General features: G+C 67.8%; 5 protein-coding genes and 2 pseudogenes. 6 read left to right on the plus strand and 1 reads right to left on the minus strand.

Features of this window, described 5'->3' with window-relative positions:
* Positions 1-266: 266 nt before the first annotated feature.
* Positions 267-1,585, minus strand: a pseudogene (locus N4G47_RS17760) (amidohydrolase).
* Positions 1,586-1,771: 186 nt separating this feature from the next.
* On the opposite strand from N4G47_RS17760, the gene N4G47_RS17765 reads away from it, so the two are divergent.
* The 6 genes and pseudogenes from N4G47_RS17765 (at position 1,772) to N4G47_RS17790 (ending at position 15,107) form a co-directional block, all read left to right on the plus strand.
* On the plus strand, positions 1,772-3,016 hold the full coding sequence (locus N4G47_RS17765) for an efflux RND transporter periplasmic adaptor subunit (RefSeq protein WP_475289164.1): 1,245 nt from the start codon (positions 1,772-1,774) through the stop codon (positions 3,014-3,016).
* A gap of 74 nt (positions 3,017-3,090) precedes the next feature.
* Complete coding sequence (locus tag N4G47_RS17770) at positions 3,091-6,324, plus strand: efflux RND transporter permease subunit (protein WP_475289166.1); 3,234 nt, start codon at positions 3,091-3,093, stop codon at positions 6,322-6,324.
* A gap of 30 nt (positions 6,325-6,354) precedes the next feature.
* On the plus strand, positions 6,355-9,477 hold the full coding sequence (locus N4G47_RS17775; protein WP_475289168.1) for an efflux RND transporter permease subunit: 3,123 nt from the start codon (positions 6,355-6,357) through the stop codon (positions 9,475-9,477).
* Between the two features lie 310 nt (positions 9,478-9,787).
* Positions 9,788-11,856: pseudogene (locus N4G47_RS17780) on the plus strand (TonB-dependent siderophore receptor).
* A 156-nt stretch (positions 11,857-12,012) separates the two neighbouring features.
* On the plus strand, positions 12,013-14,190 hold the full coding sequence (yccS, locus tag N4G47_RS17785; protein ID WP_475289170.1) for a YccS family putative transporter: 2,178 nt from the start codon (positions 12,013-12,015) through the stop codon (positions 14,188-14,190).
* Positions 14,191-14,312: 122 nt separating this feature from the next.
* Positions 14,313-15,107: an SDR family NAD(P)-dependent oxidoreductase gene (locus tag N4G47_RS17790; RefSeq protein WP_475289172.1), complete on the plus strand. Its 795-nt coding sequence runs from the start codon at positions 14,313-14,315 to the stop codon at positions 15,105-15,107.
* Positions 15,108-15,181 lie beyond the last annotated feature (74 nt).

Below are 15,181 nucleotides of genomic sequence, written 5' to 3' on the forward strand. Positions count from 1 at the left end.
ATCCTTCAGACCTTCACGACGTCTGCCGTGCCGACCAAGGTCGACACCTGCCAACAGCCGCGTGAACCTGTCGGGGGTGGGGCGGTGTGGGTCTGCAGGACCGTTGGCGCCATGGATGGCGCCATCGAGCCCCCATGGACGGGTTTACGGCGTGTCCTGCAGGCCCACACCGCCCCGCCCAACCAGCAGAAATCCAGCACCGTTTTTGCCGTTGACGTTGCCGTTGATTTAGGCGGGTGCAGGGCTGCAAGCCCTGCCGGCACCCCTCACCCCGCAGGCGTGCCGGCACCGTGCAGGTAATCCAGGCTCACCTGCATCAACGCACGGAACCCAACATCCAGCGCCTTCTCATCCAGCAGGAACTTCGGCGAATGATTCGCCGGCGCCGTCGCCGGGTCGATGCCCACGCTGGTGGACCCGACGAAGAAGAACATGCCCGGCACTTCCTTGGCGTACAGCGAGAAATCCTCCGCGCCCATCTGCAGCGGCGGCTCGTAGACGTTGTCCTTGCCGACCACCGCCTGCAGGCTCGGCAGCATCTTCGCAGTCAGCGCCGGGTCGTTCACCGTGGCCGGGTTGCCTTCCGATTCGTAGATGTCGGTCACTGCCTTCGCACCGTGCGCGGCGGCGGTGTGTTCGGCCACGTTGCGCAGGTCGGCGAAGATCTGCTGGCGCATGCCTTCATCGAAGGTGCGGATGGTCCCGACCATCTCCACCTCATCGGGAATGATGTTGTAGCGGATGCCACCGTTGATCGCGCCGAAGGTCAGCACCGCCGGCTGCTTGGACAGGTTGGCGCGACGGCTGACGATGGTCTGCGCGGTCCCCACCAGATCGGCGGTGGCCACGATCGGGTCAACGCCGTTCCACGGTGCCGAACCGTGCGTCTGGCGGCCGATCACCTTGATCCCGAAGCGGTCCGAGGCGGCCATCAGCGGGCCACCGCGCACCGCGATCTGCCCGGCCTGCACGCTGGAGAACACATGCAGCCCGAACACCGCCTCCGGCTTGAAGTCGGCGAACAGGCCTTCCTTCAGCATCAGCGCGGCACCGCCCTCTTCCGGCGGCGGCGCCCCTCTTCGGCCGGCTGGAAGATCAGCATCACCTGGCCCGGCAGATCCTTCTTCATCGACACCAGCGCCTGGGCCACGCCCAGCAGGGTGGCGGTGTGCGCGTCATGGCCGCAGGCATGCATCACGCCCACGGTCTGCCCGCGGTACTGGTCGGTGGCCTTGGAAGCAAACGGCAGGCCGGTCTGCTCGGTCACCGGCAACGCGTCCATATCCGCGCGCAGCGCGATCTTCGGGCCCGGCTTGCCGCCTTCGATGATCGCCACCACGCCGTGATGGGCAATGCCGGTCTTCGGCTTCAGGCCCATCGCACGCAGGCGCTTGGCGACCTCGGCCGAGGTGCGCGCCTCGCGGTTGGACAGCTCCGGGTGCTGGTGGAAGTCACGGCGCCATTCGACCACCTGGGCCTGCAGCCGCTGCGCGGCGGCGGTCACTTCCGGGCGCTGCCCGTCCTGGGCGTGGGCAAGGGCCGGCAGGGCCAGCAGCAGGGCGGACAGCAGAAACGAACGACGCATCGCGATCTCCACAGCAAGGGGTTCCAGCTGAATGTAGGGCAACAGTGCGGCCACGGGAACCTCCGGCGCTGGATCCGGTCTTAGCGCCCGTCCCATCCGTCATGCAGGAAACGCGATGTGGCACAGGTATGCTTTGCGCATTGCCGCCGGCGCCCCGCCCGGTCCAGTCCTCTCGGAGTCCTCGTAATGTCACGTGTTTGGAAGATCGTGCTGCTGGTCGTGGCGGTGCTGGTGCTGGCCGTGGTCGGCCTGCGCGTCATGGGCGGCGGCAAGGACAAGGCTGGAAAACCCGCAGCGGGTGCGCGCCAGGGCGGTGAAGACCCGGATGCCGGCCCGGTGCCGGTTACCGTGGTCGATGCCACGCGCCAGGACGTGCCGGTGTATGCCAGCGCACTGGGCACGGTGACCGCGATGAACACCGTCACGGTCAGCCCGCAGGTCGGCGGCCAGCTGATGAGCCTCAATTTCCGCGAAGGCCAGGAAGTGAAGCAGGGTGACGTGCTGGCGGTGATCGACCCGCGCACCGCACAGGCCAGCTACGACCAGGCCGCGGCCGCCAAGCGCCAGAACGAAGCGCTGCTGGCCACCGCGCGCTCCAACTACCAGCGCTCGAACGCGCCGGAGTATCGCCAGTTCGTGGCCAAGACCGATCTGGATACACAGCGAAACCAAGTGGCACAGTACGAAAGCGCGGTGGCCGCCAACGAGGCCAGCATGCGCTCGGCACAGGTGCAGCTGCAGTACACCAAGGTCACCGCACCGATCACCGGCATCGCCGGCATCCGCGCGGTCGATGCCGGCAACGTGGTCAACGCCGGTACTGCACTGGTCACGCTCACCCAGATCCATCCGATCCACGTGCTGTTCAACCTGCCCGAACGCCAGCTCGGCGACGTGCGCCAGGCGCAGGCCGCCGGCGCGGTGCCGGTGGCGGCGCTGGACCGTGCCGACTCGCACGTGTTGTCCGGCGACGGCAAGCTGGATGTGGTCGACAACCTGATCAGTGCCGACACTGGCACGTTCAAGGCACGCGCCCTGTTCGACAACACCGACAATGGCCTGTGGCCGGGCCAGTTCGTCAACGTGCGCATGCAGCTGCGCACCATCGGCGGCGGTGTGGTCATCCCGACCCAGGCCGTGCTGCGCGGCCCGGACGGCGAGTACGTCTATGTGGTGCAGGGCGACAACACGGTGAAGATGCAGACCGTGCGCAGCGGCGTGGAAGTGGGCGACAGCCAGGTGCAGATCGCCGAAGGCCTGAAGGGCGGCGAGCGGGTGGTCAGCGAAGGCCAGTTCCGCCTGAAGCCGGGCAGCAAGGTCACCGCGCTGAAGCCGGGCGAGACCCCGGCCGCACCGACCGAGGCCGAACTGAAGGCGGCCGAGCAGAAGAACGCCGGCGGCGGTGGCCGTCGCGGTGGTGGCCCGCGCTGAGCGCAGGCCACTGATCTCCCTCGCGCCGGCGCACCTGCCGGCGCCGACATTGAAGTGCCAGCAAGGATCAGTCCGTGGGCTTTTCGACGATCTTCATCCGCCGCCCGATCGCCACCTCGCTGTTGATGGCGGGGCTGTTGCTGCTGGGCATCCTCGGTTACCGCCAGCTGCCGGTGTCGGCGCTGCCGGAAATCGATGCGCCCAGCCTGGTGGTCACCACCCAGTATCCCGGTGCCAATGCCACCACCATGGCCTCGCTGGTCACCACGCCGCTGGAGCGCCAGTTCGGGCAGATCTCCGGGCTGGAGCTGATGACCTCCGATTCGTCGGCCGGGTTGTCGACGATCATCCTGCAGTTCTCGATGGACCGGAACATCGACATCGCCGCGCAGGACGTGCAGGCGGCGATCCGCCAGGCCACCCTGCCCTCGTCGCTGCCCTACCAGCCGGTCTACAACCGGGTGAATCCGGCCGACGCGGCCATCGTCACCCTGAAGCTGACCTCCGACACGCGCCCGCTGCGTGACGTCAACAACTACGCCGATTCGATCCTGGCCCAGCGCCTGTCGCAGGTGCAGGGCGTGGGCCTGGTCTCGATTGCCGGCAACGTGCGCCCGGCCGTGCGCATCCAGGTCAATCCGGCACAGCTGTCGAACATGGGGCTGACCCTGGAGGAGCTGCGCAGCGCGCTGACCCAGGCCAACGTCAATGCGCCGAAGGGTTCGTTGAACGGCAAGACCCAGTCCTACAGCATCGGCACCAACGACCAGCTGGCCAGCGCCGCCGAGTACCGCGACACCATCATCAGCTACAAGAACGGCCGCCCGGTGCGGCTGTCCGACGTGGCGCAGGTGGTTGATGGCGTGGAGAACGACCAGCTGGCCGCGTGGGCCGATGGCAAGCCGGCGGTGCTGCTGGAAGTGCGCCGCCAGCCGGGCGCCAACATCGTGCAGACCGTCGAGCGCATCCGCGCCATCCTGCCGCAGCTGCAGGGCGTGCTGCCGGCCGACGTGCACCTGGAAATCTTCAACGACCGCACCGAGACCATCCGCGCCTCGGTGCATGAAGTGCAGTTCACCCTGATCCTCACCATCGGCCTGGTGGTGGCGGTGATCTTCGTGTTCCTGCGCCGGCTGTGGGCCACGATCATTCCGTCGGTGGCGGTACCGCTGTCGCTGGCCGGCACCTTCGCGGTGATGGCCTTCGCCGGCATGTCGCTGGACAACCTCTCGCTGATGGCGCTGGTGGTGGCCACCGGCTTCGTGGTGGACGATGCGATCGTGATGATCGAGAACATCGTGCGTTACATCGAGCAGGGCAAGAGTGGCAAGGAAGCGGCCGAGATCGGCGCGCGCCAGATCGGCTTCACCGTGCTGTCGCTGACCGTGTCGCTGGTGGCGGTGTTCCTGCCGCTGCTGCTGATGCCCGGTGTCACCGGTCGCCTGTTCCACGAATTCGCCTGGGTGCTGAGCATCGCCGTGGTGCTGTCGATGCTGATCTCGCTGACGCTCACCCCGATGATGTGCGCCTACCTGCTCAAGCCCGATGCCCTGCCGGAAGGCGAAGACGCGCACGAGCGCGCAGCGGCGGCCGGCAAGCAGAACCTGTGGACGCGCACCGTGGGCCTGTACGAACGCAGCCTGGACTGGGTGCTGGGCCACCAGCGCCTGACCCTGGCGGTGGCCGGCGGCGCGCTGGTGCTGACCGTGCTGCTGTACGTGCTGATTCCCAAGGGTCTGCTGCCCGAACAGGACACCGGCCTGATCACCGGCGTGGTGCAGGCCGACCAGAACATCGCCTTCCCGCAGATGGAACAGCGCACCAAGCAGGTGGCCGAAGCGCTGCGCCAGGACCCGGACGTGACCGGTGTATCGGCCTTCATCGGCGCCGGCAGCATGAATCCCACGCTCAACCAGGGCCAGCTGTCGATCGTGCTGAAGGAACGCAGCCAGCGCGATGGCCTGGAGGAGATCCTGCCGCGCCTGCAGAAGGCGGTGGCCGGCATTCCGGGCGTGGCGCTGTACCTGAAGCCGGTGCAGGACGTGACCCTGGATACCCGCGTGGCCGCCACCGAGTACCAGTACTCGCTGTCGGACGTGGATTCGGCGACGGTGGCCACCCAGGCCACACGCCTGACCGAAGCGCTGCGCAAGCGCCCGGAACTGGCCGACGTCGACAACAATCTGTCCAACCAGGGCCGCGCGCTTGAACTGAACATCGACCGCGACAAGGCCAGCGTGCTGGGCGTGCCGATGCAGACCATCGACGACACGCTCTACGATGCGTTCGGCCAGCGCCAGATCTCGACCATCTTCACCGAGCTCAACCAGTACCGCGTGGTGCTGGAAGTGGCACCGGAGTTCCGCACCAGTACCGCACTGATGGAACAGCTGGCCGTCGCCTCCAACGGCGCCGGTGCGCTGACCGGCACCAATGCCACCAGCTTCGGCCAGGTCACTTCGTCCAACTCGTCCACCGCCACCGGCATCGGCGCGCAGAACACCGGCATCACTGTTGGCGCCGGCAACATCATCCCGCTGTCGGCGCTGGCCGAAGGCAAGGTCAGCAGTGCGCCGCTGGTGGTCAGCCACCAGCAGCAGCTGCCGGCGGTGACGGTCTCGTTCAACGTGGCGCCGGGCTATTCGCTGTCCGAAGCGGTGCGGGCGATCCAGGAGACCAAGGACAGCCTGGACATGCCCACCCACCTGCATGCCGAGTTCATCGGCAAGGCCGCCGAGTTCACCGGCAGCCAGACCGATGTGGTGTGGCTGCTGCTGGCCTCGCTGGTGGTGATCTACATCGTGCTGGGCGTGCTGTACGAGAGCTACATCCACCCGATCACGATCATTTCCACCCTGCCGCCGGCCGGCGTCGGCGCGCTGCTGGCGCTGATGGTGTGCGGCCTGAGCCTGTCGGTGGACGGCATTGTCGGCATCGTGCTGCTGATCGGCATCGTCAAGAAGAACGGCATCATGATGGTGGACTTCGCGATCGAGGCACGTCGTGCCGGTGCCAACGCGCACGAAGCGATCCGCCGCGCCTGCCTGCTGCGCTTCCGCCCGATCATGATGACCACCGCCGCGGCCATGCTCGGCGCACTGCCGCTGGCACTGGGTACCGGCATCGGTTCGGAACTGCGCCGCCCGCTCGGCATCGCCATCGTCGGCGGCCTGCTGCTGTCGCAGCTGGTGACCCTGTACACCACGCCGGTGATCTACCTGTACATGGAGCGCTTCTCCGAATGGCTTGCGCGCCGCCGCGAACAGCGCGCGTTGCGCAACGGATCGCTGCAGGAGCCGCAGGCATGATCCACGCCCCGCTGCTGCGGGGGCCGCACGATGAACCTGTCCGGCCCCTTCATCCGCCGCCCGATCGGCACCGCGCTGCTGGCCATCGGCCTGTTCATGGTCGGGCTGATCTGCTACCTGCGCCTGGGCGTATCGGCGCTGCCGAACATCGAGATCCCAGTGATCTTCGTGCACGCCAGCCAGTCCGGTGCGGACGCGGCGACCATGGCCAGCACGGTCACCGCGCCGCTGGAACGCCATCTTGGCCAGCTGCCGGGCATCGACCGCATGCGCTCGTCGAGCTCGGAAGGCAGCTCGCTGGTGTTCATGATCTTCCAGAGCGGCCACAACATCGATTCGGCCGCACTGGACGTACAGACCGCGATCAACTCGGCGCAGGCCGACCTGCCTTCGGGCATGGGCTCGCCGATGTACCAGAAGGCGAACCCGAACGACGACCCGGTGATCGCCATCGCGCTGACCTCGCAGACGCAGTCGGCCGACGAGCTGTACAACGTGGCCGATTCGCTGCTGGCGCAGCGCATCCGCCAGATCAGCGGCGTCGCCTCGGTGGACATCGCCGGCGCCTCGACGCCGGCCGTGCGCGTGGACGTCAACCTGCGCCTGATGAACGCGCTCGGGCTGACCGCCGACGACCTGCGCAACGCCGTGCGCGCCGCCAACGTGACCTCGCCCACCGGCTTCCTCAGCGATGGCAACACCACCACCGCGATCATCGCCAACGACTCGGTGGCGCGCGCCGCCGACTTCGCCGAGCTGGTGGTCAAGACCCAGGGCGATGGCCGGGTGATCCGCCTGAAGGACATCGCCAATGTCTACGACGGCCAGCAGGACGCCTACCAGGCGGCGTGGTTCGACCACAAACCGGCGGTGGTGATGTACGTGTTCACCCGTGCCGGCGCCAACATCGTGGAGACCGTGGACCGGGTCAAGGCGCAGATTCCGACCCTGCGCGACTACCTGCAGCCGGGCACCACGATGACGCCGTACTTCGACCGTACGCCGACCATCCGTTCGTCGCTGCATGAAGTGCAGATCACCCTGCTGATCAGCCTGGCGATGGTGGTGCTGACCATGGCGCTGTTCCTGCGCCGGCTGGCACCAACGCTGATCGCCGCGGTGACCGTACCGCTGTCGCTGGCCGGTGCCGCGCTGGTGATGTACGTGATGGGTTTCACCCTGAACAACCTGAGCCTGCTGGCGCTGGTGATCGCGATTGGTTTTGTGGTCGACGATGCGATCGTGGTGATCGAGAACATCATGCGCCACCTCGACGAGGGCATGCCGCGCATGCAGGCGGCGCTGACCGGTGCACGCGAAATCGGCTTCACCATCGTCTCGATCACTGCCTCGCTGGTGGCGGTGTTCATCCCGCTGCTGTTCGCCAGCGGCATGATGGGCGCGTTCTTCCGCGAGTTCACCGTCACCCTGGTGGCGGCGATCGTGGTCTCGATGATCGTCTCGCTGACATTGACCCCGGCGCTGTGCAGCCGCTTCCTCAGCGCCCACGATCATGCCGCGCCGCCGTCGCGCTTCGGCCGCTGGCTTGATGCCGGCCACGAACGCATGCTGCGCGTGTACACGGTGTTCCTCGACTTCTCGCTGCGCCATGCGCTGCTGATGTCGCTGACCCCGCTGATCCTGATCGGCGTCACCGTGTTCCTGTTCGGCGCGGTGAAGAAGGGCGCGTTCCCGCCACAGGACACCGGCCTGATATGGGGCCGCGCCAACTCCAGCGCCACTGTGTCCTTCGAGGACATGGTCGCCCGCCAGCGCCGCATCACCGACATGCTGATGGCCGACCCGGCGGTGAAGACCGTGGGCGTGCGCCTGGGCAGCGGCCGCCAGGGCTCCAGTGCGCAGTTCAACATCGAGCTGAAATCGCGCAGCGACGGCCGCCGCGAAACCACCGCGCATGCACTGGCACGGTTGAGCGCCAAGGCCGACCGCTACCCGGACCTGCAGCTGCGCCTGCGCGCGATCCAGGATCTGCCGAGCAACGACGGCGGTGGTTCCAGCCAGGGCGCGCAGTACCGCATCTCGCTGCAGGGCAACGACCTGGCCGCACTGCAGGAATGGCTGCCCAAGCTGCAGGCGGAACTGAAGAAGAACCCGAAGCTGCGTGACGTCGGCACCGACGTGGACAACGCCGGCCTGCGCCAGAACATCCAGATCGACCGCGCCAAGGCCGCACGCCTGGGCATCACCGTCGGCGCCATCGACGGCGCGCTGTACGGTGCGTTCGGCCAACGCCAGATTTCCACCATCTACTCGGATATCAACCAGTACAGCGTGGTGGTCAACGCCCTGCCCTCGCAGACCGCCACCCCGGCGGCGCTGGACGAGGTGTACGTGCGTGCGCGCAACGGCGACATGGTGCCGATCACCGCGGTGGCGACCCAGGTTCCGGGCCTGGCGCCATCGCAGATCACCCATGAAAACCAGTACACGACGATGGACCTGAGCTACAACCTCGCGCCCAACGTGAGCATGGGCGAGGCCAAGGCGATCATCGACGCGACCGTGGCCGGCATGCGCATGCCGGGCGACATCCGCCTGGCCGACGATGCCGGTTTCGGCTTCAACTCCGACCCCAGCGACATGCTGATCCTGGTGCTGGCGGCGATCCTGACCGTGTACCTGGTGCTGGGCATGCTCTACGAGAGCCTGATCCACCCGGTCACCATCCTGTCGACGCTGCCGGCGGCGGGCGTGGGCGCGCTGCTGGCCCTGTTCGGCACCAACACCGAACTGTCGGTGATCTCGATGATCGCGCTGGTGCTGCTGATCGGCATCGTCAAGAAGAACGCGATCATGATGATCGACTTCGCGCTGGTGGCGCAGCGCGAGCACGGCCTGGCACCGCGCGATGCCGCGCGCGAGGCCAGCATCGTGCGCTTCCGCCCGATCATGATGACCACCATGGTGGCGATCCTGGCGGCGGTGCCGCTGGCGATCGGCCTGGGCGAGGGCTCCGAGCTGCGGCGCCCGCTGGGCATCGCGATGATCGGTGGTCTGCTGTTCTCGCAGAGCCTGACCCTGCTCAGCACGCCGGCGCTGTACGTGATCTTCTCCTGCCTGGCCGAACGCTGGCGGGCACGTCGCGTACGCAAGCGCGAAGCCAAGCTGCTCAAGCGCGCGCAGCGGGCCTGATCGGATCCGCCGGCCGCTGGCCGGCTTTGCCGACGCCCACGCCATGGGGTGGATCTGCCGGCCAGCGGCCGGCACTACCCTGGATGTGGTCGGTGGGAGTTGGTGGGTGCGGACCGTTGGTCCGCACTCTGCACGCCGACAGGTTTGACGCGCCCCAGCGAAAAGAGAACAATCCGCATCCAGCCATGGTCCTGCGCCCGCGAGCGGCGCCCCGCTGCCACCTCCGGCCAGCCTGCGTGATCCCAGCCACCGACCTTTCCCCCACGTGTGGGCGGATGGCCCGTGGCCGTCCGCCGAGGATCAGCCCACCATGTCCCTGCATCCGCTGTGCCGCCCGGCCCTGCTTGCCGTTTCCCTGTCCGTGGCCTGCGCCGCACAGGCCCAGTCCGCTCCCGAACGCAGCGCCCGCGGCCGCAGCGCCACCGAGCTGGATGCGGTCAAGGTCACCGCCGAACGCACCCATGCCGATACCGGCGCCCTCGGCGATCGCGCCCTGCGCGATACGCCGTTCGCCATCACCGCAGTGGGCCGTGAGCAGATCGAGCAACGCCAGGTGGTGTCGTTGGGCGAAGCGTTCGCGCTCGACCCGTCGGTGACCACCCAGGTCAGTGCCTACGCCAGCGGCTGGAGCTCGCCGATCCGCAACCGTGGCATCGACCTGAACTTCGACAGCTATCGGGTCAACGGCCTGCAGGTGTCTTCGTGGGGCACCGAGTGGCCGCTGGAAGTGATGGAACAGGTCGAGCTGCTGAAGGGCCCGCTGGCTTCCTGTATGGCTTTGGTGCCCCCGGCGGCCTCGTCAACTACGTGACCAGGAAGCCGACCGACAGCCCCACGTTCTCAGCGCAGCTGGGTTGGCGGGAGCAGGGCATCATCAGTGGCGGCATCGATGCCGGCGGCCGCTTCGGCAACGAGCAGATGTTCGGCTACCGCTTCAATGCGTACCGGGAAAAGGGCGAAACCTTCAACGGTGGCCATGTCGACCGCAAGGTCGGTGCGCTGTCGCTGGACGCGCGCCTGAGCGATGCGCTCACCTGGATCTTCGACGGCGTGTTCCAGGCCCGTGACCTCAGCGGCGAAGCGCCGCAGTATTACTTTCGCGGCCTGACCTCGGTACCGCGGCCGATCGCCGGCGACGTCGACAACGGCGTTCCCGGCACCTACTACGACACCCGCTCCAGCCTGCTCTCGACCGCGCTGGACTGGCAGATCAACAGCGCCTGGAAGGCCAGCCTCAGCTATGGCGTCACCACCTCGTGGAATGACGTCAACAAGATCTTCGCCTACATCGACTCGCCCAACGGTGACTACGACGTCAATGTCTACGAGCTGGGCGGCAAGAGCGAGTGGAAGCTGGCACAGGCGCAGGTCCAGGGCAGCTTCCGCACCGGCAGGCTCGCGCACCAGCTGGTGGCAGGGCTCAGTCACCAGACCGGGCTGGGCTGGGACCGCCCGTACGAATGGAACCTGATCGGCCGCGCCAACCTCTACCAGCCTTCGCCACTGCGCCACGATGCAGTGGGCTCGCGGGTGATGAGCCGTGGCGACGAAACCGTGCAGACGGCCGTGTTCGCCAGCGACACCGTCGACCTCGGCGGCGGTTGGTCGCTGCTGGCCGGCTGGCGCTACAACGACTACGAAACCAAGGGCCGCTACCACACCTATCCGGTGACCCCGACCTACGCGCTGATGTTCAAGCCGCGCGAGGACGTGACCCTGTATGCCAGCTACATCGAATCGCTTGAAGCCGGCAGCCGCGTCGGCACCGGCTACATCAATGCCGGCGACGTGCTGGACCCGACCCTCAGCAAGCAGTACGAGATCGGTGCCAAGGTGGAGGCGTCGCGCTGGAACGCCAACGTGGCCGCGTTCCGGTTGGAGCGTGGCGCCACCATCGATGCGCTCACTCCGGCCGGCAAGCGCCTGGTGCAGGACGGCATCACCCTGTACGAAGGCGTCGAGGCCAGCGCCGACCTGCACCTGACCGATACACTGACCGTCGGCGGCGGCGTGACCTGGCTGGACCCGACCTACGATCGCCTGTCACCGGACAGCGCATCGCAGGAAGGCAACCGCACCGCCGGCGCTGCACGCTGGAACGGTGTGCTGCACGCCACCTACCAGCTGCCGTGGCTGGATGGGCTGGAAACCTACGCGGTGGCGCGCTACTACGGCGATGTCTGGTACGACGCCGACAACACCCTCAAGCTGCCCGACTACACCCTGGTCAACGCGGGCGTGGGCTATCGCCTGCTGGCCTCCGGCCATCCGGTCGTGCTTCGCGCCAGCGTGGAGAACCTGGCCAACCGCCGCTACTGGTCCAACGCCGGCATCGGCCTGCCACGCACCTTCGCCGTGAGCGTGCGCTGGGAGATGTGATGCACCGTTAGTGCCGGCCGCCGGCCGGCGCCTTGCACCTCGGTCCGGATACATGAGGAGCCGGCCAGCGGCCGGCGCTACCGCGTCGTCCTGCGCAGGCTGTCCCCTTCACCCCACACCCGCAATAATGCAGTTCGACCGTTCCGCCGAGCCTGCATGTCCACCCGCCAATCCCGCCTCAGCCGCCTGTGGGCCCACGAAAAGGCCAGTTATGGCCTGCGCGTGTTCATCGCCCTGAGCGCGGCGATGGCGGTGTGCTGGCAGCTGGATGCGCTCACGGCCCTGCCCGGCGTGTTCCTCGGCATCATCGCCAGCGCCATTGCCGAGACCGACGACAACGCGTGGGGCCGGACCAAGGCCGTGCTGCTGTCACTGCTGTGCTTCTGCATCGCCGCGGCCTCGGTCATCTGGCTGTTCCCGTGGCCGTGGATCTTCATCGGCGCGCTGGCGTTGTCCACCTTCGGCCTGACTCTGCTGGGTGCACTCGGCGAGCGTTATGCGTCCATTGCCCAGGCCACGGTGACGCTGGCGATCTACACCATGATCGGCCTGGAGCAGCATGGTGCCAGCGACCTGCACACTGCGCTGGAGGCGGTCAGCCACCTGCTGGCCGGTGCGCTCTGGTACGGCCTGCTGTCGATCCTGTGGACCGCGCTGTTCGCCAACCGACCGGTGCGCGAACGCGTGGCGCGGCTGTACCAGGAACTGGGTCGCTACCTGCAGTTGAAGGCCGCCCTGTTCGAGCCGGTGCGCGAGGCGGACCTGCAGCGCCGCCAGCTCGACCTGGCCGAGCAGAACCGGCGCGTGGTCGGTGCTTTGAACGAAGCGAAAGCTGCGATCCTGGCCCGCTTCGGCCGCTCCGGCCGCCCGGGCGTGAACTCCGGCCTGTACCTGCGGCTGTACTACATGGCGCAGGATTTCCACGAGCGCGCCAGCTCCTCGCACTACCCGTATGGTGCTCTGGTCGATGCCTTCTTCCACAGCGATGTGCTGTACCGCTGCCAACGCCTGCTCGACCTGCAGGGCCAGGCCTGTACGCGGCTGGGCGAAGCGATCCGGCTGCGCCGTCCGTTCGTATATGGCCAGAGCAACCAGCAGGCCGGGCGCGATCTGGCCGATGCGCTGGCCTACCTGCGCGACCAGCAGCGCCCGCAGTGGCAGCGTCTGCTCGGTTCGCTGGACCTGCTGGTGCACAACCTGCGCAGCATCGAGCGCCGCCTGCTGGATGCCGAGCGCTCCGAGGCCAGCCTCGACAACGTCGATACGCGGCTGCGCGACAGCAACCCGCACACGTTGCGCGAGATGGGCGTGCGCCTGCGCCAGCAGCTCACGCCCGGGTCGGTGCTGTTCCGCCACGGCCTGCGCATGGCACTGGCGCTGATCGTCGGTTTCGCAGCGATCCGCCTGTTCAATGCGCAGAACGGCTCGTGGGTGCTGCTGACCATCGTGTTCGTGTGCCGGCCCAACTTCGGCGCCACGCGGCAGCGCCTGGCCCAGCGCATCGTCGGCACCCTGGCCGGCCTGGTGCTCACCTGGGCGTTGCTGCAACTGTTCCCGCAGCTGCATGTGCAGTTGCTGATCGCGCTGCTGTCGGCGCTGCTGTTCTTCTTCACCCGGACCGACCGCTACCTGGTGGCGTCGGCGGCGATCACGGTGATGGCACTGACCTGCTTCAACCTGATCGGCGACGGCTTCGTGCTGATCGTGCCGCGCATGGTCGATACCCTGCTGGGCTGCGCGATCGCAGCCGCCGCCGCATTCCTGGTCCTGCCCGACTGGCAGGGGCGCCAGCTGCACCGGGTACTGGCACGCGTGCTGGAGACCGCCGCCCGCTATCTCGAATCGGTGCTGGGCCAGTACCGCAGCGGCATGCGCGACGACCTCGCCTACCGCGTCGCCCGCCGCGACATGCACAATGCCGACGCCGCGCTGTCCACCGCGTTGTCCAACATGCTGCGCGAGCCCGGGCATGTGCGTCGCAATCTGGATGCCGGCTTCCATTTCCTGGCCTTGTCCAACACCTTGCTCGGCCACCTGTCGGCCCTCGGCGCACACCGCGACCAGGTCGACAGCTATGCCGGTGATCCGCTGGCGCTGGCCGCCGGCGAGCGCGTGCGCAAGGCGCTGCAGCAGCTGGCGGGCGCCCTCACTGCACGCCAGCCGGTGACCGAGGATGACAATGATGCCGACCGCGCGGTGGCCGCCGAACTGGAACAGATCGACGAGGCGATGCCGCCGAAGCTGCAGCTGATCCGCACGCAGATGGCGCTGGTACTGCGGCTGCTGCCGAAGCTGCGGGCGGCGGCCAACGAGGCGGTGCGTACGCTCACCTGACAACGTGCCGCCGGGCATGGCCCGGCGCTACCAGCGACGCAACAGCGCGTTGCGTCTGGCGCTGCAGCCCGATCACGCAGCCGCGCCGATACTGGGTGACCCCCTGCTCACGGATTCCCGCCATGAAGATCGAACTCAGCGGCCGCACCGCACTGGTCACCGCCTCCACCGCCGGCATCGGGCTGGCCATCGCGCAGGGCCTGGCCGGCGCCGGTGCGCGGGTCATCCTCAACGGCCGCAGCGCCGACAGCGTCGAACGCGCACGCCTGCAGCTGCTCGCCGCTGTTCCGGGAGCCGAGGTGATCGGCGTCGCCGCGGACCTGTCCGACGCGGCCGGCGTCGACACGCTGCTGGCCGGCCTGCCCAGAGTCGATATCCTGGTCAACAACGCCGGCATCTTCGGGCCGGAAGACTTCTTCGAGACCGACGACGCCACCTGGGACCGCTACTGGCAGACCAACGTCATGTCCGGCGTGCGCCTGTCGCGCGCCCTGCTGCCCGCGATGGTCGCGGCCGGCTGGGGCCGCGTGCTGTTCATTTCCTCCGAATCGGCGCGCAACATCCCGGCCGACATGATCCACTACGGCGTCAGCAAGACCGCGCAGCTGTCGCTGTCGCGCGGCCTGGCCAAGCGCGTGGCCGGCAGTGGCGTCACCGTCAACGCGGTGCTGCCCGGCCCGACCCTCTCCGATGGTTTCGCCGCGATGTTCGAAGATGAACGCCAGCGCAGTGGCAAGCCGCTGGAGCAGATCGGCCGCGAGTTCGTGATGGCACACCGGCCGTCCTCGGTGATCCAGCGCACTGCTACGGTCGAGGAAGTGGCCAACATGGTGGTGTACCTGGCCTCGCCACAGGCCTCGGCAACCTCGGGTGCAGCGCTGCGCGTGGATGGCGGCGTGGTCGACGATATCGTCTGAGATCGATGGAGGTGTGCGGACCAACGGTCCGCACCCACCCCGTCCGCACCCACAGCGGACGGGCAGGAATGCTA

The organism is Stenotrophomonas sp. GSD10 (assembly GCF_056172695.1).